Source organism: Asanoa sp. NPDC050611 (assembly GCF_040654855.1).
Lineage (GTDB): Bacteria > Actinomycetota > Actinomycetes > Mycobacteriales > Micromonosporaceae > Asanoa.
Genome location: NZ_JBFAIU010000089.1, coordinates 1 through 23,537, shown reverse-complemented (window position 1 = coordinate 23,537; position 23,537 = coordinate 1). Strand labels below are relative to the sequence as shown.

Here is a 23,537-nt window from a genome sequence, read left to right as displayed (position 1 = left end):
GCACCCCCCCACCCCCGCCGACCCGCACACCCCGCACCCCACCCCCCCCCTCGACCCGGCGGCGCCCCGGGCCGCCGTCCCCGGCATCCCGAGCGCCGCACCACCGCAGCCGGTGCAGCGCAAGGGCCGGGTCAGTCCCGCCCAGCTCAAGGAACAGATCCGCGAGCCGCGCAACGTCCGGCTGGGCGTACTCGTGCTGGGCATCCTGCTCGTCCTCGTGGCCCTCCCGATCTATTCGTGGTCCAAGGCCGAGTCACGCGACCCGGTCTTCGTCTCACTGGACAGCCTCGGCGTGCCCGACTGGGCCAACACCGAGCCACAGGACCAGACCGACGGCAACCGCTGGTGTCTCGAGGAGTGCCGCTTCCGGGAGCGCACCACCCACTCGAGCGAGCCGCCGGAGGCGACCGCGAAGGCGTACCACGATGCGTTGATCGCGGATGGCTGGCAGAGCTGGAAGCCGGCGAAGTGCCCCGAGACCAAGGTCGACGGCAGCTACACCTGCTGGACCCGGGACGAGCTGACCATGGATCTCTGGGTACGCGCACCGGCCTGCGGCAACGTGCCCATCGGGGTGGAGCCGGTGCCGGGCGCGTCCGCCGCACCACCGACGCTGGATCCCGAGGACTGCAAGGGTTCCGACGTGTCCATCAAGGTCCGCAACGCGATCGCCGACGAACGCACCGGACCGCAGCCCGCGACCGACCCGGGAGAAGTCGGCGAGACGCCGTACGGGCTCGCGCCGACGGCCGCACCGTCGTGAGGCCGAGCGGCGTTACGGACGGTAGGGTCTGCACGTTGGCGCACGGGGTACGTCGTGGAGGAGGTTCGGGTGGACGGTGGAGAAGTCGCGTGGCTCGTCGTGGCCGGCGCGTTCCTGATGCTGGTGCTGGTGCTCGCGGTGCCGATCCTGCGGCTCCGTAGGACGATCGACGCGGCCACCAACGCGATCAACGATCTCAATGACCGCACCGCGCCGATCCTGGCCAACGCGAACACCACGATCGAGGGCGTCAACGTGGCGCTCAGCCAGGTGCACACCTCCCTGGACGGCGTCAACATCCAGCTCGCCAAGATCGACACGATGACCGGGCACGCCCAGAACGTGACGGCGAACGTCGCCAACCTCGCCACTGTGGTCTCGGCAGCCGCGGCCAACCCGCTGGTCAAGGTCGCCGCTTTCGGCTACGGCGTCCGCAAGGCCACCGCCGCCCGCCGCCACGCGGAGGACGAGCGCGAGGTCCGCACCACCCTCAAGCAGCAGCGCCGCGCGGCCAAGCGGGCCACCACCCGCTGAACCGACCCGCGCGCCGCGAGGAAGGATAGGACCCATGAAGCGGTTGCTCTGGCTGGGCGTCGGCCTCGCGGTAGGCGCCCTGGTCGTGCGCAAGCTGACCCAGAAGGCCAACGAGTTCACCCCGTCCGGGATCGCCGGCTCGGTGAGCCAGTCCGCCGGCGGCCTCGTCGAGTCCGTGCGCGCCTTCGTCGACGACGTACGCGTCAACATGGCGGAGCGCGAGCAGCAGATCCACGACGCGTTCGCCAACGGCGTGACGTTCCAGGACGAGTTCGAGGACCTGCGCGACGACGACCTCGAGGTCGAGTTCGACGAGCCGATCAACGGTCCACGCCAGCGCCACACCTATTAAGACACCAGAAACCGGGGAAGGCACCTGATGAAGACGGCGGAGATCAAGCGGCGGTTCCTCGCGCACTTCGAGGCCAACGGCCATGCCGTGGTCCCGAGCGCCCCGCTGCCCGCCATCGACGACCCGAACCTGCTGTTCATCAACGCCGGCATGGTGCAGTTCGTGCCCTACTTCCTGGGCCAGCGCACGCCGCCGTACCAGCGCGCCGCGAGCGTCCAGAAGTGCATCCGCACGCCGGACATCGACGAGGTCGGCAAGACCAGCCGGCACGGCACGTTCTTCCAGATGAACGGCAACTTCTCGTTCGGCGACTACTTCAAGGCCGGGGCCATCCCGCTGGCCTTCGACCTGGTCACCAAGCCGATCAGCGAGGGCGGGTTCGGGCTCGACCCGGAGCGCATCTGGGCCACGGTCTACCTCGACGACGACGAGGCGATCGAGATCTGGAAGCAGACCGGCATCCCGGCCGAGCGGCTGGTGCGCCGGGGCAAGAAGGACAACTACTGGTCGATGGGCATCCCGGGCCCGGCCGGCCCGTGCTCCGAGCTCTACTACGACCGCGGCCCCGCCTACGGCCCCGAGGGCGGCCCCGAGGTCGACGAGGACCGCTTCCTCGAGTTCTGGAACCTCGTGTTCATGCAGTACGAGATCACGAACGTGAAGAGCAAGGAGGTCTTCGACGTCGTCGGGGAGCTCCCGGCCAAGAACATCGACACGGGAATGGGTCTCGAGCGGATCGCGTCGCTGCTGCAGGGCGTCGACAACCTCTACGAGATCGACGAGGTCAAGCCGATCCTCGACCGGGCGGCCGAGCTGACCGGCAAGCGCTACGGCGCCGGCACCAGCCAGGTCGCCGCCGAGTCGCACCCCGACGACGTGCGGCTCCGGGTGATCGCCGACCACGTACGCACCTCGCTGATGCTGATCGGCGACGGAGTCACCCCGTCGAACGAGGGCCGCGGCTACGTGCTCCGGCGGATCATGCGCCGGGCGATCCGGTCGATGCGGCTGCTCGGTTGGCAGGAGCGCTCGCTGCCGGAGCTGCTGCCCATCGCCCGCGACTGCATGGCGCCGTCGTACCCCGAGCTGGCCGACGACTTCGGGCGGATCGCCGACTACGCGTACGCCGAGGAAGAGGCGTTCCTGTCGACACTGCGTGCCGGCACGACGATCCTGGACACCGCGGTCACCGAGACCAAGCAGGCCGGTGGCACGACGCTCTCCGGCGACAAGGCGTTCCAGCTGCACGACACGTACGGCTTCCCGATCGACCTGACCCTGGAGATCGCGGCCGAGCAGGGCCTGCAGGTCGACGCCGACGGTTTCCGCCGGCTGATGGCCGAGCAGCGCTCCCGCGCCAAGGCCGACGCCCAGGCGCGCAAGACCGGCCACGTCGACCTGTCCGCGTACCGCGCGGTGCTCGACGCCGGCGGACCGGTCGAGTTCACCGGGTACGCCGAGGTCAACCGCGAGTCCCGCGTCCGCGCCGTGCTCGACCCCGCGGGCGGCCCGCTCGAGGTGGCCGGCGAGGGCGACACGGTCGAGCTGGTCCTAGACGCGACGCCGTTCTACGCCGAGGGCGGTGGCCAGCAGCCCGACCTGGGCCTGATCACGGTCGGCGGCGGGCAGGTCGAGGTGTTCGACGTGCAGTCGCCGGTGCCCGGCCTCGTCATCCACCGTGCCAAGGTCGTGCGGGGCGAGCTGCGGGCCGGTGAGGCCGGCTTCGCCGAGATCGACGTCGCGCGGCGCAAGGCGATCTCCCGCTCGCACACCGCGACCCACCTGGTGCACCAGACGATGCGCAACTTCCTGGGCGAGTCGGCGACCCAGGCGGGCTCGCTCAACGCCCCGGGCCGGCTGCGGTTCGACTTCAACACCCCGGCCGCCGTGCCGCCGAGCGTGCTCAACGACGTCGAGCAGCAGATCAACGAGGTCCTGCTCGGCGACCTGGAGGTGCACGCCTTCATCACCTCGCAGGCCGAGGCTCGGCGCCTGGGCGCGATGGCGCTGTTCGGCGAGAAGTACGGCGACGAGGTGCGGGTCGTCGAGGTCGGCGACTACGCCCGCGAGCTGTGCGGTGGCACCCACGTGGCCCGGTCCGGGCAGCTCGGCCTCGTGAAGATCCTTTCCGAGGCGTCGATCGGTTCGGGCGTACGCCGTGTCGAGGCGCTGGTCGGCATCGACGCGTTCCAGCACCTCGCCCGCGAGCACCTGCTGGTGGCCCGGCTGGCCGAGCTCTACCGCGTGCCGGGCGAGCAGGTCGCCGAGCGGGTCGCGCAGACGATCAGCCAGCTCCGCGACGCGGAGAAGGAGCTCGAGAAGCTCCGTGGCCAGCTCGTCCTGGGTGGCGCGGCGGCGCTGGCGGCCGGCGCGGTCGACATCCGCGGCGTCGCGTTCGTGGGCACCGAGGCGCCCGAGGGCGCCGGCGGCAACGACGTGCGTACCCTCGCACAGGAGATCCGCGGCAAGATCGACGCGGCGCGGCCCGCGGTCGTCGCGGTGGCGGCCCGGTCGGGCGGCAAGGCCTCGCTCGTCGTCGCGACCAACGCGGCGGCGAAGGGACGCGGTCTTTCAGCGGCGGATCTGGTCAAGGGCGCCCTCTCCGGGCGCGGCGGCGGCAACGCGGATCTCGCTCAGGGTGGCGGCGTACCGGCTTCCGAAGCCGCCAACCTCCTGGCCGCCGTTGAGAAAGCTATTGACGGAGCGTGACGGGCTGAGCGCTTTTCGCCGGGGTGTACGACTCGGTGTCGATGTGGGTAACGTGCGTGTCGGGGTCGCCAGAAGCGACCCCGACGGCATTCTCGCCACGCCGCTGGTGACGTTGCGCCGTGACATGGATGCCGGACAAGACGCTATTCCTGCAGATATCGCCGAACTTGCGCGACTTGTCGAGGAGCACGCGATCATCGAGGTGGTGGTCGGTCTGCCCGTCACGCTGGGTGGCAAGGACGGACCTGCGGCAACCGGTGCCAGGGCCTATGCTCACCGGTTGGCGACGGTCATCGATCCGGTCCCCGTGCGGCTGGCGGACGAGCGCCTGTCGACGGTCGTCGCGACCCGTAGGCTGGCCGAGCGTGGCGTGCGGGGACGGCGGCAACGTGCGGTGGTCGACCAGGCGGCCGCGGTGGAGATACTGCAGGGCTGGCTGGACGCGCAGCGGAGGCGAACGTGACGATCGACGATCTTGACCTCGCGTTCGAGGACCGGGCCGACAAAGGCCGACATCGACGCGGCTACCGCAAAGCGGCGGCCAACGGCAAGAAGCCGAAGCGCAAGGGCAACGGCGGCAAGACCGCGATCGCGTTCTTCATGGCGCTGATCCTGCTCGGTGGCCTCGGCGCCGGCGTCTGGTACGGCTTCGACCGGATCCAGGGCTACTTCACCACCCCTGACTACGAGGGGGCCGGCACCGCAGAGAAGGTCAACGTCGAGGTCAAGCCCGCGCAGACCGCGACCGACATCGCGAACACCCTGGTCGCGGCCGACGTCGTGAAGAGCGCGAAGGCGTTCGTCGACGCCGCGGACGCCGACAGCAAGAGCAAGAACATCCAACCCGGCGTCTACGGCCTCAAGAAGCAGATGAGCGCGAAGTCCGCGCTGGCGGTCCTGGTCGACCCCAAAAACAAGATCGTCAACGGCGTGACGATCCCCGAGGGCCTGACCATGCTCTCCACCTTCAAGCGCCTCTCCGAACAGACGAAGATCCCCGTCAAGGACTTCCAGACGGCGGCGAGGAACGTCGACAGCTTCGACATCCCGCCTTACTGGTTCGAACGACGCGACGGCAAGAAGGTGACGAAGTCGATCGAGGGCTTCCTCTTCCCGGACACGTACGAGATCCCGCCGAAGCCGACCGCCAAACAGGTCCTCGACCTCATGGTCAACCGCTTCCTGACCGTGGCCGGCGACCTGAAGTTCGCTGACAACGTCCAGAAGAACCGCGGTGGCATCTCCCCGTACGAGGCCCTGATCGTCGCGTCCCTGGCCCAGGCCGAGGCAGGCAACAAGGACGACCTGGGCAAGATCGCGCGGGTCGCGTACAACCGGGTGTACGTCAAGGACATGCTGCTGCAGTTCGACGTGACGCTGAACTACGGCCTCGAGATCGCCGGCAAGCCGACCAAGGCGTCCAAGGACATGGACGACACGGACTACGCGGACGAGACCAACAAGTACAACACCCACCTCTTCAAGGGCCTGACCCCGACCCCGATCGACAACCCGGGCAAGCAGGCGCTCGAGGGCGCGATGAACCCGCCGGCCGGCAACTGGCTCTTCTTCGTCGCGATCGACAAGGAGGGCCACTCGGCCTTCGCGGAGACCGACGCGGAACACGAGGCCAACAAGGTCAAAGCACGCGAGGCCGGGATCATCAATTGACGCGTGCGGCAGTCCTGGGCAGGCCCATCGCCCACTCGTTGTCCCCGGTGATCCACAACGCCGGCTACCGGGCTCTGGGTCTGTCCGACTGGTCGTACACCGCGATCGACTGCGACGAGGCCGGCCTCCCGACGTTCGTCGCCGGCCTGGGTCCGGAGTGGGCCGGCCTGTCGCTGACGATGCCGCTGAAGGAGACCGCGTTGACGGTGGCCACGTCGGTGGCACCGGTAGCGGCCACGGTCGGCGCGGCGAACACGCTGGTCCGCCGGGACGACGGCTGGTACGCCACGAACACCGACGTCGAGGGCATGGTCGCCCTGCTGGCATCGTCAGGCGTGACCGCGGGCGCCCGCTTCACGGTGCTGGGCGCGGGCGGCACGGCCCGAGCCGCGGTGGCGGCGGCCGCCCAACTGGCCGCGGACTCGCTCACGGTGGTGGCCCGCCGCCAGATGGCGATAGAGGAACTCGCAGCCGCCGCGGCGGAGCTGAACGTGCCGCTGCACCCGGCGCTGTGGCCGGACGCCCTACCCACCCTCGACGCGGACGTGGTCATCTCGACGGTCCCGAAAGGGGTCGCGGACCCACTCGCGGTCGGGGCGACCTGGAATCCTTCGACGATCCTCTTCGACGCTCTTTACGATCCGTGGCCGACGCCGTTGGCCGATTCGGCTGTTCGTGCCGGGTGCCGGATCTTGTCCGGCCTGGATCTGTTGTTGGCTCAGGCTTTGGGGCAGTTCCGGCTTTTCACGGGTGTCGAACCGCCGGTGGAGGCCATGCGCGAGGCGTTGGTGCGGGCTCGTTCCTGACTCGGGTTCGCGGTGGTTCGGGCCGTTGCTCCCGCCAGGCCACCGGGTTCGTCGTTGGTCTTGGTCGGCGATGACCGGTTCCGCTGTGTGGGGGTCGGGTGTCGCTTTGGATTTTGGTCGCTCTCTAGGGCGGGGGAGAATGTTGTGAGTGCCGACAGGTCGCAGAGAGCGCGCCCCTTATAGTCGGCACTCACCACATCCTCCCCCGCCCTGACCCAGTTCGGCATTGGTCGACTCCGATGGCAGGCCGCGGGTCACAGTCCCTTGGCTGGTCTCGGCGTGGGTTTGAGGACGTAATCGGGCTGGGTGGGCATCGATGGCTCGTCGTCGGGTCAGCCAACCATCGTGTGGGCGCGGTTATCGACCGCGACCGCTTGAACCGGCCCGTTCAATCGCCTCCGCTCGTCTGTTTGCTGCGGGTGAGCTGGCACCGTGCGTCGGCGGGTTCATCTCTCCGGCGCGCCTGAGCCGGGGCCGGACCCACCCGCCCGGCACAACAAGATCCGAGCGCGAGCCGACCACACGCCGCAGACACAAGACCCACGAAGCCCGCCAGGCCACACTCGCTCGGAACCCTGAGATCCAGTGCAGAGCCCGCCGCGTCGGGGCGTGATTCGCTGTTACCGCGCCCAACCTCCACCCGTCCCCGCGCCCGGGTGCCGGTTCGGACCGCCGTTCCCGCCAGTCACCGCCCGCTCCACGTCCCCACGACCGAACCTCACCGCGGCCCCGGTGTGGGGCCGAGTCATGGGCTTGGTTGTCCGGGTTTTGGGACTGGGTGGCCGGATGGTGGGTGGTCATGGCGCGCGTGTCAGACTTGGGCCGTGTTGCGCTGGTTGACCGCAGGGGAATCGCATGGGCCGGCGTTGGTGGCGGTGCTCGAAGGGGTGCCGGCCGGCGTCGAGGTGACCAGTGCCGAGATCGGGCGCCAGCTCGCCCGCCGGCGGCTCGGCTACGGGCGTGGCGCTCGGATGTCCTTTGAGCAGGACGTTGTCGAGATTCTCGGCGGGGTGCGGCACGGGGTCACGCTTGGTAGTCCCGTGGCCGTGCGGGTCGGTAACTCCGAGTGGCCCAAGTGGCAGACCGTGATGGGGGCCGACCCGGTGGATCCCGAACTCCTCGCCAAGCAGGCGCGGAACGCACCGCTGACCCGGCCCCGGCCGGGGCATGCGGATCTTGCCGGCATGCAGAAGTACGGCTACACCGACGCGCGGCCGATTCTCGAGCGGGCCAGTGCCCGGGAGACCGCGGCGCGGGTCGCGGTCGGGACCGTGGCCCGGGAGCTCGTGCGGCAGGCGCTCGGCATCGAGATCGTGTCGCATGTCGTCGAGCTCGGGAGTGTCTCCGCCAAGCCCGGGCTCCACCCGAGACCCGAGGATGCCGAGCGGGTCGACGCCGATCCGCTGCGGTGCCTCGATCCGGAGGCCAGCGCGCGGATGGTGGCCGAGGTCGACGCCGCCAAGCGTGACGCGGACACCCTCGGTGGCATCGTCGAGATCCTCGCCTACGGCGTGCCGCCGGGGCTCGGCAGTCACGTCCAGTGGGACCGCAAGCTCGACGCCCGGCTGGCCACCGCGTTGATGTCGATCCAGGCCATCAAGGGCGTGGAGATCGGCGACGCGTGGAACCAGGCGCGGTCGCGTGGGTCCAAGGCGCACGACGAGATCATTCCGACCGCCAACGGGGTCAAGCGGGTCACCGACCGGGCCGGCGGGCTCGAGGGCGGGATCACGACCGGCGAGCCTCTCCGGGTACGCGCCGCGATGAAGCCGATCTCCTCGCTCAACCGCGCACTGTCCACGGTGGACGTGACAACCGGCGAGCCGGCGACCGCGATCAACCAACGGTCCGATGTGGCCGCTGTGCCCGCGGCCGCGATCGTGGCCGAGTCGATGGTCGCGCTCGTGCTGGCCGAAGCCGCGACCGAGAAGTTCGGTGGCGACTCGGTGGTGGAGATCCGCCGCAACCTGAACGGCTACCTCGAGAACCTGGTGATCCGGTGACCGGCCAGCCGCGGGCGATCCTGGTCGGCGCGCCCGGCGCCGGCAAGACGAGCACCGGCCAGGCGCTGGCCGACCGGCTCGGCGTGGCTTTCCGCGACACCGACGCCGACATCGAGGCGACCGCCGGCAAGCCGATCCCGGAGATCTTCCTCGACGAGGGCGAGCAGCACTTCCGTGCCCTCGAACGGGCCGCCGTCGCGGCCGCGGTCAACGACTTCGACGGTGTGCTCGCCCTCGGTGGCGGCGCGATCCTGGCCGAGGAGAACCGCGCCGCCCTCGCCGGGCACCAGGTCGTGCACCTGGCGGTGAGCCTCGGCGAGGCGGTCAAGCGGGTGGGGCTCGGCGCCGGGCGCCCGCTGCTGGAGATCAACCCGCGGGCCACCCTGCGATTCCTGCTGGACCAGCGCATCCCGCTCTACCAGTCGGTCGCGACGATCACGGTCGAGACCGACGGGCGTACGCCGGACGAGGTTGCCGAAGAGATCGTCGCGCTGCTCAAGCCCTGAGCAGTTCGGCGAGTCGCGCCGGCTCCGACAGCATCGGCCAGTGGCCGGTGGGCAGTGACCGGATCACCATGTCGTCGGAAACCGCGGCGAAGAACGGGTGGCCGGCCGCGCGCATCTCCGCGATCTGCTCCAGGGAGAACGTGCAGGCGATCATCGAAGCCGGCGGGTTCAGCGAGCCGCCGCGGCGCAACGGCTGGGCCACCGACGCGTACGGGTGGGTCGTCGACCGTTTCCGCAGCAGTGCCAGGGCGTCCTCGTCGAGGCCCGCGAGCAGGATCGGGTCCTCGGCCTGGTCCCACGGGCGCGGCGGCACCGCGTCCGTCGACTCCGGCGGTGGGCCCATGTCGAGCTGTCGCGCGCCGTCGGGCAGCGGCCCACTGTCCACATAGACCACGCGCGACACCGGGATGCGAGCGGCGGCCGCGGTCACCGGCAGGCCCGCGTAGCTGTGTCCAACCAGGACGACGTTCTCCTGACCCCGCGTCGCCGCGATGATGTCGGCGACGTGCTGTTCGAGGTCCGCGTCGCCCTCGCCGACCCGGTCACCGACGCCGGCGAGCGTCACCGCGACCGACTTGTCGCCCGCGGCCTCGAGGCGCTCCGCGACGGCGTCCCACACCCAACCACCGAGCCACATGCCCGGCACCAGTACGAAAGTCTCTGTCATGTGCGCAGCGTAAAGTGGCATCCGGACACTTTCGGTCCGGATAGGGAGAGTGACGGGTGTCACATCCAGCGTCCCGGGTGCTGGGCATGCTCGAACTCCTGCAGACCCACCACCACCTGACCGGCGCCGACCTCGGCGCGCGGCTGGGCGTCGACGAGCGCACGGTCCGCCGCTATGCCACCACGCTCGCCGATCTCGGGATCCCGGTGGCGGCGGCGCGGGGCCGCTACGGCGGCTACCGGCTGAGCCCCGGCTACAAGCTGCCGCCGCTGATGTTGACCGACGACGAGGCCGCCGCCGTCGTGCTCGGGCTGATCGCGGCCGAGCACCTCGGGCTGACCACCGAGGCGCCGGCGACCGGTCCGGCGCTGGCGAAGATCCGCCGGGTCCTGCCGACGAACCTGGCCGAGCGCCTCGCGGGCGTACAGGAGAGCCTCGGTTTCACGCTGAATCGTGGCGCGACGGAGGCGCGGCCGGCGACCACGACGCTGCTGGCGCTCGGCGCCGCGGCCCGGGCCACCCGCCGCGTGAGCATCACCTACCGGTCCTGGCGGGGTGCGGTCTCGCTGCGCGAGGTGGACCCCTATGGGCTGGTCTTCCATGCCGGGCGTTGGTACCTCACCGGCTTCGATCACAAGCGGGCCGAGATCCGGACCTTCCGGCTCGACCGGATCACCGCGGTCGACGCCGGCACGGAGACGTTCGTCGTGCCCGACGGGTTCGACGCGGTCGGGCACGTCACCCGTTCGTTGGCCGGCGTGCCCTATACGTGGGAGGTCGAGGTGCTCTTCGAGGCCGAGGCCGGCGAGGTTCGGCGCCGGGTGCCGGCGACTGTCGCGGAAATCACCGAGACCGGTGACGGCGTTCTGATGCGTACGCGGGCCCAGAGTCTGCCCGGAATGGCCCAGATGTTGGCCGGATTCGGCTGGCCGTTCACGATCGTGTCCCCCGTGGAGCTACGTGCGGCCGTGCGGGAGCACGCGGAGCGACTGATCCAGCACGCGGCGCGGTGAATCTCCACAGAGGACTACCTTGGTCCGCTTGGGATCGAGCAAACGGGCGATCGGCGGCCGGTGAGGCGGGTGTTAAAATCTTTTGAGATTGGCGTAAAGCGGGCGTGTCCGACGAATCGGGCAATTCTCTGAGGATCGAGGCGCATGGGCAACCAGCGGTCCATCACCGTCAACGGTGACCTGGGAAGTGGCAAGAGCACCGTGTCGGTAGGGCTTTCGGAGCGCCTGCAGCTGCGCCGGATCAGCGTCGGCGACCTCTACCGCGAGATGGCCCGCGAGCGGGGGATGACCGCGCTGCAGCTCAACCTGCACGCCGAGCTGGACGACGTGATCGACGGCACGGTCGACCAGATGCAGCGCGAGATCGCCGAATCCGGCCAGCGGGTCATCATGGACAGCCGCCTCGCCTGGTTCTTCTTCACGGACGGCTTCAAGGTCCACCTGATCACCGACCCGACCGTGGCGGCCCGCCGGGTGCTCGGGCGGCCGGCCAACGAGGTCGAGAACTACGCCACCCTCGAGGAGGCCAAGGACCAGCTGCGCAGCCGCAGCGAGAGCGAGCGCCAGCGGTTCCTCACCCGCTACCACGCCGACAAGCACGCCCTGCGCAACTACGACCTGGTCCTCGACACCACGCGGGCGCGGCCCGAGGAGGTCATCGACCTGGCGGTGGCCGCGATCGAGGGCCGGCTGGGCGCCGAGATCCTCGCCGACAGCCCGCCGCTGCTGCTGCTCGACCCGGCGCGCATCTACCCGACGGGTGACATCTCCGCGCTGCGCGGGATGCCCGACACCGAGACGCTCGCGGGACCGGACGCATTGGAACCGATCTCCATCGGGTACGCGGACTCGCGTTTCTTCGTCGTCGACGGCCACCGGCGGCTGAGCGCGGCCCTGCGGGCCGGGTTCCGCATGGTCGCCGGCACGCTGCTGGCGCAGGACAACGACCCGGTCGTCGGTGGGCTGTCGGCCCGCGAGTTCTTCGCCTCGACCGTGACCATGAGCAAGGTGTACGACTGGCAGGAAGCGCACGGCACCGAGCTGGAGATGCCGGCGCACGCGCTGGCTTCGGTGCACTCCTGATTTCTGTCGCACCCGGCACCTAAGGTCTGTGGCATGACTGAGCGTGCCGACCTGCTGGCCTCCCTCCAGCGTCACCGTGGGTTCCTGCTGTTCACCGTGCGCGGGCTGACCGACGACCAGGCGCGGCTGACGCCGACGGCCAGCGCGCTCTGCCTGGGCGGGCTGCTACGCCACGTCGCCACGATCGAGCGGAGCTGGTCCGCGTTCGCGTCCGGCGGTGCTGAGGCGATGGCCGGGGTCGAGGTCGACTGGGCGACCGGCTTCGCCATGCCGCCCGGCGCGACGCTGGCCGACCTGGTCGCCGACTTCGAGGCCGCCGCGGCCGAGACCGACGCGCTGGTGGAGAAGCTCGACCTCGACGCGGCACACGAGCTACCCAAGGCGCCCTGGTTCGAGCCGGGCGTCTCCTGGTCGGTGCGCAGGGTGTTCCTGCACCTGATCGCCGAGATCTCCCAGCACTCGGGGCACGCCGACATCCTCCGCGAGACCATCGACGGCCAGAAGACGATGGGGTGAGGGCTATGCTCGGCGCCGATGAGTGAGATCACCCGCATCCCAGTCGGTGGTGAGCAGGCCTACGACGTGGTCGTCGGGCGTGGGCTCACCGATCAGGTCGCCGCGCTGTTGCCAGCTGCTGACCGGGTCGCCGTGCTCGCCTCCGGGCCGCTCGGCGCGCGAGCCGACGCGGTCTCGGCCGCGTTGGAGGCTGACGGGCGGGTCGTGACCCGCATCGAGATCCCGGACGCGGAGAGCGGCAAGGCCATCGAGACCGCCGCCGCGTGCTGGGACCGGCTCGGCGCCGCCGGCTTCACCCGGTCCGACGCGGTGGTCGCGGTGGGCGGTGGCGCGGCGACCGACCTGGGCGGCTACGTCGCGGCCGCGTGGCTGCGCGGCGTGCGCTGGGTCCCCATGCCGACGTCGCTGCTCGGCATGGTCGACGCGGCGGTCGGTGGCAAGACCGGCATCAACACCGCCGCGGGCAAGAACCTGGTCGGCGCGTTCCACCCGCCGGTCGGCGTGCTCTGCGACCTGGACACGCTCGACTCGCTGCCGCCCGCGGACCTGCGCGCCGGGCTGGCCGAGGTGGTCAAGTGCGGCTTCATCGCGGAGCCGGCGATCCTGGACCTGATCGAGCGCGACCCGCGCGCCGCGGCCGACCCGTCGTCGCCGGCGGTCCGGAGCCTGATCGAGCACGCGGTGCGCGTCAAGGCCGACGTCGTCGGCGGCGACCTGAAGGAGTCGGGCCGCCGCGAGATCCTCAACTACGGCCACACGCTGGCGCACGCGATCGAGAAGGTGGAGCACTACACCTGGCGCCACGGCGACGCGGTCGCGGTGGGCCTGGTCTTCGCGGCGGAGCTGAGCCACCGCGCGGGCCGCCTCGACGAGGCCACGACGGCCCGCCACCGGGCGATCCTGACGGAGCTGGGCCTCCCGACCACCTACGCCGCCGAGGCGTGGCCGGACCTGCTGGCCGCGATGCGCGTCGACAAGAAGGCCCGCGGCTCACGGCTGCGCTTCATCATCCTGGACGCCCTGGCCGAGACGGACATCCTCGACGGGCCGACCGACGATCTGCTCGCGGAAACCTTCACGGCCGTCGCGCGCTGACGAAGCGGGTCTGACCGAGATCAAGGTCCGCCCGCCGGATCACCACCTGCGCCGCCGCCGGCCCATCTGCGGTCAACGGCGACCGTCGCGAGGACCGACCGCTCTGCTTCCATATACGAATCGATTCGTATATGGAAGCAGAGCAAATTCGTGTGGCGGCGTTGGTGAGGTCAGGCGACCAGGGCGTCCGCGGTGCGGGGGTGGTCCTGGTTCGTGGGTTGGTCGGTCGTTTCCGTCACGGACGGTTGGATCGGTAGGAAGGCCAGCAGGCCCAGGGCGACCCAGACGTACAGGTTGCTGCCCAGCACCGCGGCCAACGAAGGCCCGCCGTCCGCCCACAGCCAGACCGCGCTCGTGCACAGCAGGACGTACGCCGCGATCACCAGGGCCCGGGCGCGGCCTGAGCGCCAGGCCAGGCACAGGGCCGGCAGCAGCCAGACCAGGTGGTGGACCCACGTCACCGGGCTGATCAGGCAGGTGGCCACGCCCGTCAGGGCGAAGCCCGTCACATGGTCACCCGCCACCGCCGCGCGGCGGGCCCGGAACGTCCACAGTGCGCAGACGGCGAGCACGGCCAGGGCCCACCACCAGCCCGGCAGGCCCGCGCGGGCCAGGACGCCGCGGAGGGACTGGTTCGAGACGTACGCCAGGTCGCCCACCCGGCCCGTGTTCCACAGCGCCTCGGTCCAGAACGTGCGCGACGCCGCGGGGGAGAGCGCCGCCGCCAGCAACGTCGCCGCCGCGACCGTGACCAGCGACACCAGGAAGGCCCGCCAGCGGCGGGCCACCGCCAGGTAGACGACGAACAGGCCCGGGGTCAGCTTGACCGCCGTCGCCACGCCGATGCCCACGCCGGTGCGGGCGCCGGCGCGTAGGTCCGACCAGACCAGCGCCAGGAGCACCAGGTTCACCTGGCCGAAGCTGACCGTGTCGCGGACCGGGGCCAGGAACACGCACAGGAGCGCCACCAGCAGCCACGGGCGCAGGCCCGGGCCGACCAGCCAGCGGATCACCAGGCCGCCGGCGATCACGTTGACCACGATGCTCACCGCGATCACCGTGTGCCACGGCAGCGGCGCCAGCGGCGTCATCAGCACCGCCGCGAACGGGGGATAGGTGAAGCCGTACCACGTGCCGGGGCGCAGGTAGTCGTAGAGCTCCCCGCCGTCGAGCCAGTGCCGGACCGCGCCGTGGTAGACGCCCACGTCGAAGAAGCCCCGGCGGCCCGGCACGACGATCACCCACAGCACGGCCAGCACGGCCAGCGCCCACAGGAGACGGCGCGGCGGGTTCACCGGGCCAGCCCCGGCGCCAGGTCGTCGTCCGGTTGGGTCGCGAACGCCGCCATCACCAGCAGGGCCACCGCCAGGCAGCCGCCGATCACCGCGAAGCCGAGCGTGCCGAGGTCCGGTGCGAAGCCGTCCGGCAGCACCACCAGCGTCAACACCGCCGACGCGGCCGCGGCGTGGCGGGCCGCGCGGCCGAAGGGTGCCGCGGCCGCGAGCGGGACGACCGCCCAGAGCAGGTACCACGGGCGCACCGCGGGGCCGAACACGACCACGCCGCCCAGCACCAGGCCGACGCCCTGCACGGGGCCGACCGCGCGCCGCCGGTGCCAGACCAGCAGGGCCGCCGCCGCCGCCGCGCACATGCCGGCCAGGCGCCAGCCCGTGACCGGCGCGGTGCCCAGGGACGCGTCGAACGCCGCCAGCAGCGACGCCGTCGTCCGGCCGAGGGCGCTGGTGAGCGACCAGCTGTCCGCGGTCACCGGCGTCCGCAGCGCGCCCACCCAACCGAAACCAGTGCCGGCGATCCAGGTCACCCCGACCGCCGTGCCGACCGCCACCAGGGCCGTGCCGCCCACGGCCTTCAGCCGCGGCCACCGTCCCACGGCTTGACCGGCCCAGATCAGCGCGACCGCCGCCAGCCCGACAGCCACCGGGACCTTGATCAATGCGGCGAACGTGATCGCAACCGCGCCGAGGGCGGGGCGGCCCGCGAAGGCCGCGGCCAGGCCGAGAGCCAGCAGGCCGAGCAGCAGCGCGTCGTTGTGTGCCCCGCCGATCAGATGCAGGAGCACGAGCGGGTTGAGCACCGCGAGCCACACCGCCGCCGACGGCGCGACGCCGCAGCGCCGGGCCAGCGGCGGCAGGCAGACCGCGAGCAGCAGCACCCCGCCGACGGCCACCAGGCGCATCAGCAGCACGCCCAGCGTCACGTGACCACCGACCAGCGTCGCGACGGCGGTGGCCAGCAACAGGAATCCCGGCCCGTACGGCGTCGGCGTGTGCTGCCAGATCGCGGGCACCTCGGCGCCGAACGGGCCGCCGAGATCGGCCGGCCCGAACCGGTAGACGTCGAGGCCGGCACCGACCATCGCGCCCTGTGACAGGTAGCTGTAGGCGTCCCGGCTGAACACCGGCGGCGCGACCAGCAGCGGGGCCGCCCACATCAGCATCGTCGCCAGCAGTTCCTCGACCCGGGGCGGCCGCTGCCGCACCAGCCTGCCCAGCCGCCACCAGGCGACCACCAGCAGCACGAGTCCGAAATAGGCGACCGTCACGCCCAGGTTGAACAGGTCGACCGGGAGATCCGGCCGCGACCACGGCCCGGAAGCGGGCCCGGCACCGGCGCCGAGACCGCCGAGGGCCACGCACATCGTGCCCGCCACGCCCCACGCGCGGCACCGACCGAGTTGGCCGGCGCCGTTGCTGGCGAGAACAGGCGCGGACACCCGAGGAAGATGGCATCCGTTGATGGCCGGTAGACTCGCATAGTCTGTCCGCTGAGTGAAGATCAAGGCAGGAAATGGCCACCACCAACGACCTCAAGAACGGTCTGGTTCTCAACCTCGACGGCGAGCTGTGGTCCGTCGTGGAGTTCCAGCACGTCAAGCCCGGCAAGGGTGGTGCGTTCGTGCGCACCACGCTCAAGAACGTGCTGTCCGGAAAGGTCGTCGACAAGACCTTCAACGCGGGCACCAAGGTCGATACCGCGACCGTCGACAAGCGCACGATGCAATACCTCTACGCCGACGGTGAAGACTTCGTCTTCATGGATCTCGACACCTACGACCAGATCCACGTCGCCGGCGGCACCGTCGGTGAGGCGTCGAACTACCTCCTCCCGGAGGCCGAGGCGATCGTCGCGACCCACGAGGGCGTGCCGCTCTACGTCGAGCTCCCGACCAGCGTCGTGCTCGAGGTCACCTACACCGAGCCCGGCCTGCAGGGCGACCGCTCCACCGGCGGCCGCCAGGGGCTCTGGAACGTCACGCCGCACCTCCCCGGCGTGCGGTGGCGAGGCGACGTTGGGTCAGCACGTGCCGCACGATGTCGGCCACCCAGTCGCGGTCCGTCCGCAGTGGAAGGTGGGTGGCCCGGGCCGTCCGGATCGCGGTGCGCACCGCGGCCCGCTCGGCCGCCGCCGCGGCGGAGTAGTCGGCCCGCAGCCGGAGGTTCGCCGTCGACACCTCGCGCCGGCGGCCGGTCTCGGTGTCGACCAGGGTGATCAGGCCGACGTCCGGCAGTTCCAGCTCGCGCGGGTCCGCGACCTCGACCGCCAGCACCTGGTGGCGCGCGGCCAGGCGGCGCAGCTCCGCCGGCCAGCCGGAGTCGTCCAGGAAGTCGGAGACCACCACGACGAGTCCCCGCCGGTTCGCGGCCCTGGCCACGCCGGCGATGGCGGACGCCAGCGGCGCGGTGTCCCCGGCGGGCACCCGCGGCGCGTCGAGCAACGCCCGCAGCACCGCCCGGAGGTGGTTGCGCCCCGTCCGCGCCGGGAACACACGGCGGCCGCCGCCGACGAGGTGCGCGCCGAGCTTGTTGCCGAAGCCCGCGGTGAGGAAGCCGACCGCGGCCACCGCGGCCACGGCCAGCTCGCGCTTCTCGACCTCGGCGGTGCCGAAGTCCATGCTGGCCGAGCCGTCGACCAGCACCCAGGTGGTCAGCTCCCGATCGGCGTCGACCTCGCGCACGTGCGGGGTGTTGGTCCGGGCGGTCACCGCCCAGTCCATCCAACGCACCTCGTCCTCGCCGGGCCGGTACTCCCGCGAACCCGCGAACTCGGACCCCGGGCCGGGCAGCAGCCCCAGGTACTGGCCCTGCAGCAGCCCGTCGAGACGCCGGGTGACGAGCAGTTCCATCCGCCGGAGCCGGCGCTCGGGCGCGAGCTGGTGGATCGTCGCCGTCATGCCGCCACCGCCCGCTCGCCCTCGTACGGCGCGATCCTGGGCGGTGGCACCGCGGCCAGCAGCCGCTCCACGATGGACTCGGCGGAGATCTCGTCGGCGACGGCGTCGAAGGTGAGCACGAGGCGATGGGCCAGCACGTCGACGGCGAGGTCGGTGATGTCGCCGGGCAGCACGTAGTCCCGGCCGCGCAGCAGGGCCAGCGCCCGCGCCGCGGCGACCAGGCCGAGCGTCGCGCGCGGGCTCGCGCCGTACGCCAGGTGCGGTGCGTCGCGGGTTGCCACGACGAGGCGGACCACGTACTCCGCCAGCGCGTGGTGCACGAAAACGTCGCGCGCCTGGGCCTGCAGCTCGCGCAGCCGGGCCGGGTCGAGCACCCGCTTGGGCTGCGGGCGCTCCCCGCTCATCCGGTAGAGGATGCCCAGCTCCTCCTCGTCGGTCGGGTAGCCGACGATGATCCGCATCAGGAACCGGTCCCGCTGCGCCTCCGGCAGGTGGTAGACGCCCTCGGACTCGATCGGGTTCTGCGTGGCCAGCACCAGGAACGGCGCCGGCACGCGGAAGGTGCGCCCGCCGATCGAGACCTGCCGCTCGGCCATGGCCTCCAGCAGCGCCGACTGCACCTTGGCCGGCGCCCGGTTGATCTCGTCGGCCAGCAGCAGGTTGGCCATGACCGGACCGAGCTCCACATCGAACGACTCCGTCGACGCGCGGTAGATCCGGGTGCCCACGATGTCCGACGGCACCAGGTCCGGCGTGAACTGGATGCGGTTGAACGTGCCGCCGACCGTCTCGGCCAGGGTCTGCGCGGCCAGCGTCTTGGCGACGCCGGGCACGCCCTCCAGCAGGCAGTGCCCGTCGGCGAGCAGGGCGACGGCCAACCGCTCCAGCAGCCGGTCCTGGCCCACGATCACCCGCTTGACCGCGAACAGCACCTCTTCCAGCTCCGCGTGCGCCTCGCTCACAGGTCGGCCTCCGCCGTGCCGGCGCCGCCCTCCGGGCAGTCCTTGCCCTGCTGCGCACCTTGCACCTGCTCGTAGCTGATCCGCAGGTCGGCGCCATCGGTGTCGGTCGCGTACGCCACGCCGCCGGCCAGTGCCGCACCGGCCGCCGCGGCGGCGAACGTGACCCCCAAGGCGATCCGCTTGTTCATCGAAACCCCTCCGGTTGTTGTCGGTGAGGTCCATGGGACCAGCCGGGGCCGAAAGCCGACCGAACGTCGCGCTGGCAGGGCCGTGCCAGCGCCGTGTGCGCGCCCTGCCAGCGGGCCCCCGCATGGTGGTGCCGTGAAAGACGACCAAGGGGGAACGCGATGAGCCTCGCTTTCCAGGCGGAGGGCCTGGTCAAGCGCTTCGGGAAGACCACTGCCCTGGCCGGCATCGACCTCGCCGCCGAGCAGGGCACGGTGCTGGGGGTGCTCGGGCCAAACGGGGCCGGCAAGACGACCGCGGTGCGCATCCTCGCGACGCTGCTGCGGGCCGACGAGGGCCGGGCCACGGTCGGGGGGTACGACGTGGTCAGGCACGCCGGTGACGTGCGCCGGCTGATCGGGCTGACCGGGCAGTACGCCTCGGTCGACGAGGACCTGACCGGCACACAGAACCTGGTGCTCATCGGCGAGCTGCTCGACCTGCGGCGCCGGGACGCCAAGGCCCGCGCGGCCGAGCTGCTGGAGTGGTTCGACCTGACCGAGGCGGCCAACCGGCCGGCGAAGACGTACTCGGGTGGCATGCGTCGCCGGCTCGACCTGGCCGCGAGCCTGGTCGGCCGCCCGGCGGTGATCTACCTGGACGAGCCGACCACGGGCCTCGACCCGGCCAAGCGGGAAGACATGTGGGGCGTCGTCCGGTCGCTGGTCGGCGACGGCTCGACCGTGCTGCTCACCACGCAGTACCTGGACGAGGCCGACGCGCTGGCCGACGACATCTCGGTGATCGACCACGGCAAGGTGATCGCGCACGGCACGCCGGCCCAGCTCAAGCAGATCGCGGGCGGCCAGACCATCCTGGTGCGGCCGATCGACCCCGACCGGCTCGGCGATGTCGCGACGATCCTCGCGACCGTGGCGGGCCGGGAGGTCGAGTCGCCCGGCCGCGGCGTGCTCACGGTGCCGGTCGACGACGACAGCGCGTTCCCGGCGATCGTGCGCCGGATCGAGGAGGCCGGGATCGGCGTGATGGAGCTGTCCCTGCGCCTGCCCAGCCTCGACGAGGTGTTCTTCACCCTGACCGGCAAGCCCGCTGTGGAGGTGGCGGCATGACCACGACGATTGAGCGCAGTCCCGCCGTCACCGGCACCACGCCGTCCGGCCAGCCGCCCGCCCGGGCGTTCCGCCTGGCCCGGCACAGCCTCGCGCTGGCCCGGCGCAGCCTGATCAAGACCATCCGGACGCCGGAGCAGCTGCTGGACGTCACCCTGCAGCCGGTGATGTTCGTGGTCATCTTCGTCTACCTGCTGGGTGGCGCGATCTCCGGCTCGCAGACCGCGTACCTGAAGTTCCTGCTCCCGGCGATCATGGTGCAGTCCGTGATGTTCGCGGCGGTCGCGACCGGCTTCTCCCTGAACACCGACGTGAAGAAGGGCGTCTTCGACCGCTTCCGCAGCCTGCCGATCGCCCGCTCCGCGCCGCTGATCGGCTCGGTGCTCGGCGACCTGGCGCGGTTCGTGGTCTCGATCGGGGTGCTGCTCGGCTTCGGCTACGCGATCGGCTTCCGGATCGGCACGAACCCGCTCGAGGCACTCGCCGCCTGCCTGCTGGTGATCTTCTTCGCGTCCGCGATCACCTGGATCTTCGTGCTGTTCGGCGTGATCATGCGCGAGCCGGGTGCGGTGCAGGGCACGGCGTTCCTGGTGCTGTTCCCGCTCACCTTCGGCACCAACATGATGGTGCCGACCGACACCCTCCCGGGCTGGCTGCAGGCCTGGGTGAAGATCAACCCGGTGTCCGACGTGATGGACGCCGCCCGGGCGCTGATGACGGGGGGCCCGGTCGGGGACACGGTGGTCAAGTCGCTGCTCTGGTCGGTGGGGATCATCGTGGTGTTCGCACCGCTGGCGGTCAGCTTCTATCGCCGCCGGGTGTGAGCCCGTCCTGGGCCGGGTCGACGAACGCGAGTGCGTCGGCCCGGCTCAGCGCGCGCCCGCGGGTGTACGCCGTCTCGTAGCCGGCGTCACCAAGCCGCTCGCGCAGCGCCGCGGTCAGCAGCGTGGCGTCGCAGTTGGACAGGTCCGGGCTGCCGCGCAGCGAGTCGGCCGCGCCGAGCGTCTCCGCCGCCAGCTCCGGTTGGCCGAGCGCGGCCCGCAACGCCACCGTGGCGACCGCGACCAGCGCGATGACCGGCATGTCCTTGCCCTGCATCGCGCGGGCGATGCCCGCGCCGGCCAGGGCGCGGGCGTCCGCGTAACGGCCCTCGGCGATGGCGAGGTGCGCCTCGAACCCCAGCAGCATCCCGCCGAACTGCGGAGCGACCAGCGGCGCCTCGGCCTGCATCCGGGCCGCCTCCCGATAGCGCTCGGCCGCTTCGGCCAGCTTGCCCTCCTGGCGGTCGAACTCGCCGAGCATCATCACCACGAACGCGGCCGACCGGTTGGCCATCCCCTCCCGCGACGACTCGGTCAGGAAGCGCTCCAGGTCCGCCCGGGCCCAGTCGATGTCGCCGGCCTGTGCCCGCAGGCTGGCCAGCCAGACCCGCTGATAGCCCATGTCCTCGCGGGCACCCAGCTCCTCGGCCAGCCGCGACGACTCTTCCAGGGCCGCGGTGGCGCCCGCCAGGTCGCCCCGCTTGGCCAGCGCGTCCGAGAGCGAGCTGAGCGTCATGCCGAGGCTCCATCGCTCGCCCACCGCGCGCTGGATCTCGGCCGCGGCGGTCAGGTCCGCGAGCATGCCGTCGGCGTCGCCGTCGTTCTCCTTGATGCTCCCGCTCAGCGAGAGCAACAGCCCGCGGGTGAACGGGTCGGCGCCTTCCAGGCCGCGGGCGACCGCCGCCAGCCCGTTCTCGGTGTCGTCGGTGAACAGCGTCATGATCGGTTCGATCACCGGCAGGAACGGGTGGGCACCCGGAGGTGCTTTCCGCAGCAGCTCGAGCAGGTCGTCGACCGCACCCTGACCCGGCCAGCCGCCGGTGAAGATGTGGTTGAGCAGGTGGAGCGCGGTCACCACGGCCCGGTGGGCGAGCGGCGCGGGTCCGTCGGCGGCCAGCGCGCGGCCGAGCAGGGCGACCGCCTGGTCGTGGTCGCCGCGGATGGTGAACGGCATGGTGAGCGCGGCCGCCAGCCGGATCGCGGTCGCCGCGTCACCGGTCTCGGCCGCGTAGTGCAGCGCCCCGATCATGTTGGCCCGGTCGAGGTCGAACGCGTCGAGCCAGCGGATCTGGTCGCTGGTGCGCAGGTGCGGCTCCATCAGCTCGGCCCGGGCGAGGAAGTAGGCCGCGTGCGCGCTGCGCAGCCGGGGCGCCTCGCCGGCCTCGACCAGGCGCTCCAGGCCGTACTCGCGGATGGTCTCGAGCATGCGGTAGCGCCCGTCGCCGACGAGCTGCAGCAGCGACTTGTCGACCAGGGCGGCCAGCCGGTCGGCCACCACGTCCAGGGCGGCGTCGGGTGCGGCCACGCCGGCGGCGCTCTCCGCGGTGATCGTCGACGGGAACACCGACAGCCGCTCGGCCAGCTTGCGCTCGTCGTCGGCCAGCAGCTCCCAGCTCCAGGCGACGACGGCGCGGAGGGTGCGGTGCCGTTCCAGCGCGGTGCGGCTGCCGCCGGTGAGCAGCCGGAACCGGTCGTCGAGCCGGGCCGCGACCTGCGCGGTCGACAGGCCGCGCAGGCGGGCGGCGGCCAGCTCGATCGCGAGCGGCAGGCCGTCGAGCCGGCGACAGATCTCGACGACGTCGCCGACGTTGTCGCTCGTCAGAGTGAATCCGGGCCGCACGGCCGCCGCGCGGTCACGGAAGAGCTGGATCGAGGGGTACGCGGAGACCTCGTCGACGGCGGGGTCGTCGTCCGGATCCGGCAGGCCCAGGGGCGGAAGCGGGCAGAGCGCCTCGCCAATGATGCCGAGCGGCTCGCGCGAGGTCGCGAGGATGCGCAGCCGTGGGCACCGGGCGAGCAGCTCGTCGGCGAGTCGCGCGGCCGCGTCGATCACGTGCTCGCAGTTGTCGAGCACGACCAGCGCGTCGGTCGGGGCGAGGGCCTCCACCAGCCGGGTCAGCGCGTCCCGGTTGACCTGCCGGCGGCTCGGCTCGGTGAAGCCGGCCGCCCGCCCGTCGATCGCGACCAGCGCGGCCTGCGGCACGTCCGCCGGGTCGGTGACCGGCGCCAGCTCGACCAGCCAGGCGGCATCGAGGCCCTGCTCGGCCTGCGCGGCGGCGGCGACGGCGGCCAACCGGGTCTTGCCGGCGCCGCCGGGACCGACCAGCGTCACCAGCCGGGCCTCGCCGAGCAGCCGGTCGACCCGGTCCAGCTCGTCGGCGCGGCCGACGAAGCTCGTGAGCGCGGCCCGCAGGTTGCCCCGGGCCGGCGCCTTCGGCCGCGGCGCCTCGTCGCCACGCACTGGCCGGAGGCGGCGATCACCTTCCCGCCGGGCATCGCGTCGACCGAGCTGGGCCTGGACATCGCGGACCTGGTGGTCCCGACGGGCC

22 protein-coding genes and 1 pseudogene are annotated in these 23,537 nt (G+C 71.7%); 16 read left to right on the top strand and 7 right to left on the bottom strand.

Annotated features, from left to right (window positions below):
• Nucleotides 1–112: 112 nt before the first annotated feature.
• The 9 genes from AB0H87_RS16450 (at nt 113) to AB0H87_RS16410 (ending at nt 9,344) form a co-directional block, all read left to right on the top strand.
• Complete coding sequence (locus AB0H87_RS16450) at nt 113–763, top strand: hypothetical protein (protein ID WP_360145341.1); 651 nt, start codon at nt 113–115, stop codon at nt 761–763.
• Nucleotides 764–832: 69 nt separating this feature from the next.
• Nucleotides 833–1,297 carry a DUF948 domain-containing protein gene (locus tag AB0H87_RS16445; protein WP_360145335.1) on the top strand — a complete coding sequence of 155 codons (465 nt, stop codon included), beginning with the start codon at nt 833–835 and terminating at the stop codon, nt 1,295–1,297.
• Nucleotides 1,298–1,331: 34 nt separating this feature from the next.
• A complete protein-coding gene (locus AB0H87_RS16440; protein ID WP_360145332.1) occupies nt 1,332–1,649 on the top strand; it encodes a hypothetical protein in 318 nt (105 codons plus the stop codon).
• Nucleotides 1,650–1,676: 27 nt separating this feature from the next.
• Nucleotides 1,677–4,358, top strand: coding sequence for an alanine--tRNA ligase (gene alaS / locus AB0H87_RS16435; protein ID WP_360145329.1), 2,682 nt, complete (start codon nt 1,677–1,679; stop codon nt 4,356–4,358).
• Nucleotides 4,359–4,362: 4 nt separating this feature from the next.
• Nucleotides 4,363–4,821, top strand: coding sequence for a Holliday junction resolvase RuvX (ruvX, locus tag AB0H87_RS16430; protein WP_360145338.1), 459 nt, complete (start codon nt 4,363–4,365; stop codon nt 4,819–4,821).
• Nucleotides 4,818–6,029 carry an endolytic transglycosylase MltG gene (gene mltG, locus AB0H87_RS16425; RefSeq protein WP_360145326.1) on the top strand — a complete coding sequence of 404 codons (1,212 nt, stop codon included), beginning with the start codon at nt 4,818–4,820 and terminating at the stop codon, nt 6,027–6,029. The genes ruvX and mltG overlap by 4 nt, the downstream gene beginning before the upstream one ends.
• Complete coding sequence (locus tag AB0H87_RS16420) at nt 6,026–6,835, top strand: shikimate dehydrogenase (protein ID WP_360145323.1); 810 nt, start codon at nt 6,026–6,028, stop codon at nt 6,833–6,835. Before mltG ends, AB0H87_RS16420 begins: the two co-directional genes overlap by 4 nt.
• Before the next feature lie 824 nt (nt 6,836–7,659).
• Complete coding sequence (gene aroC, locus AB0H87_RS16415; protein WP_360145320.1) at nt 7,660–8,838, top strand: chorismate synthase; 1,179 nt, start codon at nt 7,660–7,662, stop codon at nt 8,836–8,838.
• Entirely contained in the window at nt 8,835–9,344 is a 510-nt protein-coding gene (locus tag AB0H87_RS16410; RefSeq protein ID WP_360145317.1) for a shikimate kinase, read from the top strand. Before aroC ends, AB0H87_RS16410 begins: the two co-directional genes overlap by 4 nt.
• Here the strand turns inward: AB0H87_RS16410 and AB0H87_RS16405 are convergent.
• Nucleotides 9,334–10,011: an alpha/beta hydrolase gene (locus AB0H87_RS16405; protein ID WP_360145314.1), complete on the bottom strand. Its 678-nt coding sequence runs from the start codon at nt 10,009–10,011 to the stop codon at nt 9,334–9,336. The two genes, AB0H87_RS16410 and AB0H87_RS16405, sit on opposite strands and share 11 nt — an antisense overlap.
• Nucleotides 10,012–10,067: 56 nt before the next feature.
• Between AB0H87_RS16405 and AB0H87_RS16400 the strand changes: the two genes are divergently transcribed.
• From AB0H87_RS16400 to aroB, 4 genes are all read left to right on the top strand, one after another.
• Nucleotides 10,068–11,024 (top strand): YafY family protein, encoded by a 957-nt coding sequence (locus AB0H87_RS16400; RefSeq protein WP_360145311.1) that lies wholly within the window; start codon nt 10,068–10,070, stop codon nt 11,022–11,024.
• A gap of 144 nt (nt 11,025–11,168) precedes the next feature.
• Nucleotides 11,169–12,107: an AAA family ATPase gene (locus tag AB0H87_RS16395; protein WP_360145308.1), complete on the top strand. Its 939-nt coding sequence runs from the start codon at nt 11,169–11,171 to the stop codon at nt 12,105–12,107.
• A 33-nt stretch (nt 12,108–12,140) separates the two neighbouring features.
• Nucleotides 12,141–12,623: a DinB family protein gene (locus tag AB0H87_RS16390; RefSeq protein ID WP_360145305.1), complete on the top strand. Its 483-nt coding sequence runs from the start codon at nt 12,141–12,143 to the stop codon at nt 12,621–12,623.
• Between the two features lie 18 nt (nt 12,624–12,641).
• A complete protein-coding gene (gene aroB, locus AB0H87_RS16385) occupies nt 12,642–13,718 on the top strand; it encodes a 3-dehydroquinate synthase (RefSeq protein WP_360145302.1) in 1,077 nt (358 codons plus the stop codon).
• A gap of 170 nt (nt 13,719–13,888) precedes the next feature.
• On the opposite strand, the gene AB0H87_RS16380 is transcribed toward aroB, so the two are convergent.
• Both AB0H87_RS16380 and mptB read right to left on the bottom strand, forming a co-directional pair.
• Entirely contained in the window at nt 13,889–15,013 is a 1,125-nt protein-coding gene (locus tag AB0H87_RS16380; RefSeq protein ID WP_360145299.1) for a glycosyltransferase 87 family protein, read from the bottom strand.
• Nucleotides 15,010–16,452 carry a polyprenol phosphomannose-dependent alpha 1,6 mannosyltransferase MptB gene (gene mptB / locus AB0H87_RS16375; RefSeq protein WP_360145296.1) on the bottom strand — a complete coding sequence of 481 codons (1,443 nt, stop codon included), beginning with the start codon at nt 16,450–16,452 and terminating at the stop codon, nt 15,010–15,012. The genes AB0H87_RS16380 and mptB overlap by 4 nt, the downstream gene beginning before the upstream one ends.
• 74 nt (nt 16,453–16,526) lie before the next feature.
• Here mptB and AB0H87_RS16370 point away from each other — a divergent pair.
• Nucleotides 16,527–16,976: pseudogene (locus AB0H87_RS16370) on the top strand (elongation factor P); the annotation flags it as partial.
• Between the two features lie 13 nt (nt 16,977–16,989).
• Here the strand turns inward: AB0H87_RS16370 and AB0H87_RS16365 are convergent.
• From AB0H87_RS16365 to AB0H87_RS16355, 3 genes are read right to left on the bottom strand one after another with little or no spacing between them, the layout of a single operon-like run.
• The gene (locus tag AB0H87_RS16365) at nt 16,990–17,910 is read right to left on the bottom strand and encodes a DUF58 domain-containing protein (RefSeq protein ID WP_360145293.1); all 921 of its coding nucleotides are present in this window, start codon (nt 17,908–17,910) and stop codon (nt 16,990–16,992) included.
• On the bottom strand, nt 17,907–18,872 hold the full coding sequence (locus AB0H87_RS16360; RefSeq protein WP_360145290.1) for a MoxR family ATPase: 966 nt from the start codon (nt 18,870–18,872) through the stop codon (nt 17,907–17,909). Before AB0H87_RS16360 ends, AB0H87_RS16365 begins: the two co-directional genes overlap by 4 nt.
• On the bottom strand, nt 18,869–19,060 hold the full coding sequence (locus tag AB0H87_RS16355; protein ID WP_360145287.1) for a hypothetical protein: 192 nt from the start codon (nt 19,058–19,060) through the stop codon (nt 18,869–18,871). The genes AB0H87_RS16360 and AB0H87_RS16355 overlap by 4 nt, the downstream gene beginning before the upstream one ends.
• 159 nt (nt 19,061–19,219) lie before the next feature.
• Between AB0H87_RS16355 and AB0H87_RS16350 the strand changes: the two genes are divergently transcribed.
• Nucleotides 19,220–20,167 carry an ATP-binding cassette domain-containing protein gene (locus AB0H87_RS16350; RefSeq protein WP_360145284.1) on the top strand — a complete coding sequence of 316 codons (948 nt, stop codon included), beginning with the start codon at nt 19,220–19,222 and terminating at the stop codon, nt 20,165–20,167.
• Nucleotides 20,164–20,991, top strand: coding sequence for an ABC transporter permease (locus AB0H87_RS16345; protein WP_360145281.1), 828 nt, complete (start codon nt 20,164–20,166; stop codon nt 20,989–20,991). Before AB0H87_RS16350 ends, AB0H87_RS16345 begins: the two co-directional genes overlap by 4 nt.
• On the opposite strand, the gene AB0H87_RS16340 is transcribed toward AB0H87_RS16345, so the two are convergent.
• Complete coding sequence (locus AB0H87_RS16340) at nt 20,966–23,449, bottom strand: AfsR/SARP family transcriptional regulator (protein WP_360145278.1); 2,484 nt, start codon at nt 23,447–23,449, stop codon at nt 20,966–20,968. The genes AB0H87_RS16345 and AB0H87_RS16340 overlap by 26 nt on opposite strands.
• Between the last annotated feature and the right edge of the window lie 88 nt (nt 23,450–23,537).

What these genes read in the sequence shown, in the direction of transcription:
- AB0H87_RS16405 (WP_360145314.1), bottom strand. Translation starts at nt 10,011, where the DNA reads ATGACAGAGACTTTCGTACTGGTGCCGGGCATGTGGCTCGGTGGTTGG.
- AB0H87_RS16355 (WP_360145287.1), bottom strand. Translation starts at nt 19,060, where the DNA reads ATGAACAAGCGGATCGCCTTGGGGGTCACGTTCGCCGCCGCGGCGGCC.
- AB0H87_RS16395 (WP_360145308.1), top strand. Translation starts at nt 11,169, where the DNA reads ATGGGCAACCAGCGGTCCATCACCGTCAACGGTGACCTGGGAAGTGGC.
- AB0H87_RS16345 (WP_360145281.1), top strand. Translation starts at nt 20,164, where the DNA reads ATGACCACGACGATTGAGCGCAGTCCCGCCGTCACCGGCACCACGCCG.
- aroB (WP_360145302.1), top strand. Translation starts at nt 12,642, where the DNA reads ATGAGTGAGATCACCCGCATCCCAGTCGGTGGTGAGCAGGCCTACGAC.
- AB0H87_RS16390 (WP_360145305.1), top strand. Translation starts at nt 12,141, where the DNA reads ATGACTGAGCGTGCCGACCTGCTGGCCTCCCTCCAGCGTCACCGTGGG.
- AB0H87_RS16350 (WP_360145284.1), top strand. Translation starts at nt 19,220, where the DNA reads ATGAGCCTCGCTTTCCAGGCGGAGGGCCTGGTCAAGCGCTTCGGGAAG.
- alaS (WP_360145329.1), top strand. Translation starts at nt 1,677, where the DNA reads ATGAAGACGGCGGAGATCAAGCGGCGGTTCCTCGCGCACTTCGAGGCC.
- AB0H87_RS16440 (WP_360145332.1), top strand. Translation starts at nt 1,332, where the DNA reads ATGAAGCGGTTGCTCTGGCTGGGCGTCGGCCTCGCGGTAGGCGCCCTG.
- AB0H87_RS16365 (WP_360145293.1), bottom strand. Translation starts at nt 17,910, where the DNA reads ATGACGGCGACGATCCACCAGCTCGCGCCCGAGCGCCGGCTCCGGCGG.